The sequence below is a fragment of the Allobosea sp. P4_C6 genome, assembly GCF_056402015.1.
Window position 1 is genome coordinate 1 of record NZ_JBFUIF010000190.1, and the last position, 2,265, is coordinate 2,265.

Here is a 2,265-nt window from a genome sequence, read left to right on the forward strand (position 1 = left end):
GGTGGTATTACCTGCTCGAAGGCAGTACCGACCCGCTTGTGATCGAGATTGCCAAGGGGGGCTATGTGCCCAGCTTCCGCTGGCAATTGAACGATCAGATCGACCCTGCGCCGCTTTCACCATCCGATCCCGCGCCCGACGAACCACCCCGCTCGCGGACGAGCGGCTGGCCGTGGCGAAATCGGCTTGTCGGTGTCACTGCGGCTCTCGCGATCATCCCTTTAGTCGCCACAATGGTGATGGCAAAGCGACCGGCCCCGACGCAGCAGGCGAGCCTCGCGCGACCAGCGGTTGTCGTGAAGCCTTTCGTCAGTCTGACCGGGAGGGCCGAAGCCGAGGCTTTTGCAGCGCAGCTTTCCGACGAGCTGCTCTCACAGCTTGCTCCGCGAGGGGAGCTGACAGTCTTTCGCGGCGAGGCGCTGTCTGCTTTGGATCCGCCCCCCTCGGCGGTCCCGAGCAATCGGTCGTTGGGCAACCGGCACATCCTGGAGGGAGTGATCCGTACAAGCGATAGCAAAGTCAGGATCACCAGCCTCCTTCTCGATAGCGAAACGAGCGCAATCATCTGGTCCGGCAGCTATGAGGCCGATCTGAATTCCAACAGCGCCTTCGAACTCGAGACGGGCCTCGCCTCCAGGATCGCTGAGGCCGTAAGCTCCCGCTTACGACTCGCAGCAACCGTTCAATAGAGACGGAGCGCGGGCCTCACGCGCGGCCGGCGCGGGAGCTAGCGGATCGGTCAGAGCCTTGGAAAGCGCCGAGTAGTACAGCGAAGCGCATTTTTACGCTGAGAGCGTCCGTCGCGGCGGCTGGGCGGGCGCCAATCCGCGTGGACGACGTTCGAACCCTGGAAGCTCAACCGATCATGGACCAGTCGGTCCGAATCGATATGGCGTCGCGACGCGCAGTCTATGAGCGCGAGGGGTGGACCCAGTTCAATGGAAACGCCACTCCTCATGTCCGTCCCGATTGTAGGGTCTGACCCTTGCATTTGGGCACGGTGGTGGGGGCGATTTGTGCTGGACAGCATGCGCACTTTCATCAAAATCTAATCTAACGCGCTTAAGTCCTGCGTATCCCGCGCGAGGGGAATTGGATGACGAGTGAAACGACGGTTCAGGAAGCGCATGCGGGAGAGGCGAAGCCGACGCGACGCGCCGAGTTGTTCGCTTTCTTGACGCTCGCTGTCTTGATCTGGCCGATTCTGGCGGTAGGCATCGTTGGCGGTTTCGGCTTCCTGATCTGGATGTCGCAGATCGTTCTTGGCCCGCCTGGACCTCCACGGTGAGCCGACACATGCCCGACCACGCCATCGACCGCCGCGACTTTCTCAAAGGACGGATCTCGCCTCACTTCGAAGTCGCGACCCGGCCTGCGCGCTATCTCCACATTGCAAGCGCGGTCGTGACCGCTCGCGCGGAGGATTGCCCCTCGATCGCTCGTCTCCTCGCGGAGATGCCCGGCGTCGAAGTACACGGCCTCGAGGACACTAAGATCATCGTGGTGATGGAGAGCGAGAACCGCGGCGAGATTGGCAGCCGCCTGACCGAGATGGCGCTGATGAACCGCGTGTTCTCAGCCAACCTCGTCTACGAGCAAATCGAACCCCTGGATCACGGAGCAGCCGCATGACGATTTCCCGTCGTGAGATGTTGAAGGCTCAAGCCGCCGGCGTCGCTGCGGTTGCCGCGAACATGAGCGTTCCCGCTGGCGCTCAACCGGTCTCCGGCGGCGTCGACGCGTTGCAGATCAAATGGTCGAAGGCGCCCTGCCGCTTCTGCGGGACCGGCTGCGGCGTTATGGTTGGCGTCAAGGAAGGGCGCGTGATCGCCACACATGGCGACATGAAGGCCGAGGTGAACCGCGGCCTTAACTGCGTGAAGGGGTATTTCCTCTCCAAGATCATGTATGGCGGCGACCGGCTGACCCAGCCGCTGCTGCGCAAGAAGAACGGCGTCTATGCCAAGGACGGCGAGTTCACCCCGGTCTCATGGGAAGAGGCCTTCGACACCATGGCCGCCAAGGCCAAGGAGACGCTGAAGGCCAAGGGGCCGACCGCGCTCGGCATGTTCGGCTCCGGCCAGTGGACGATCTTCGAGGGCTATGCCGCGACCAAGCTGATGCGGGCCGGCTTCCGCTCCAACAATCTCGACCCCAACGCCCGCCACTGCATGGCGTCGGCCGCTGTCGCCTTCATGCGCACCTTCGGCATGGACGAGCCCATGGGCTGCTACGACGATTTCGAGCATGCCGACGCCTTCGTGC

General features: G+C 63.0%; 3 protein-coding genes and 1 pseudogene. All 4 read left to right on the plus strand.

Annotated elements, in window-relative coordinates:
• A pseudogene (locus AC1DVA_RS27745) lies at nt 1-689 on the plus strand (hypothetical protein); the annotation flags it as partial.
• A 407-nt stretch (nt 690-1,096) separates the two neighbouring features.
• On the plus strand, nt 1,097-1,288 hold the full coding sequence (gene napE / locus AC1DVA_RS27750; protein WP_265052385.1) for a periplasmic nitrate reductase, NapE protein: 192 nt from the start codon (nt 1,097-1,099) through the stop codon (nt 1,286-1,288).
• Between the two features lie 8 nt (nt 1,289-1,296).
• Complete coding sequence (locus AC1DVA_RS27755; protein WP_265052384.1) at nt 1,297-1,632, plus strand: chaperone NapD; 336 nt, start codon at nt 1,297-1,299, stop codon at nt 1,630-1,632.
• Nucleotides 1,629-2,265: molybdopterin-dependent oxidoreductase (locus tag AC1DVA_RS27760; RefSeq protein WP_476808035.1), on the plus strand; the 637-nt coding region annotated here is incomplete at its 3' end. The genes AC1DVA_RS27755 and AC1DVA_RS27760, both read left to right, overlap by 4 nt.

Coding starts and splice junctions, on each gene's coding strand:
- napE (WP_265052385.1), top strand. CDS start 1,097: ATGACGAGTGAAACGACGGTTCAGGAAGCGCATGCGGGAGAGGCGAAG.
- AC1DVA_RS27755 (WP_265052384.1), top strand. CDS start 1,297: ATGCCCGACCACGCCATCGACCGCCGCGACTTTCTCAAAGGACGGATC.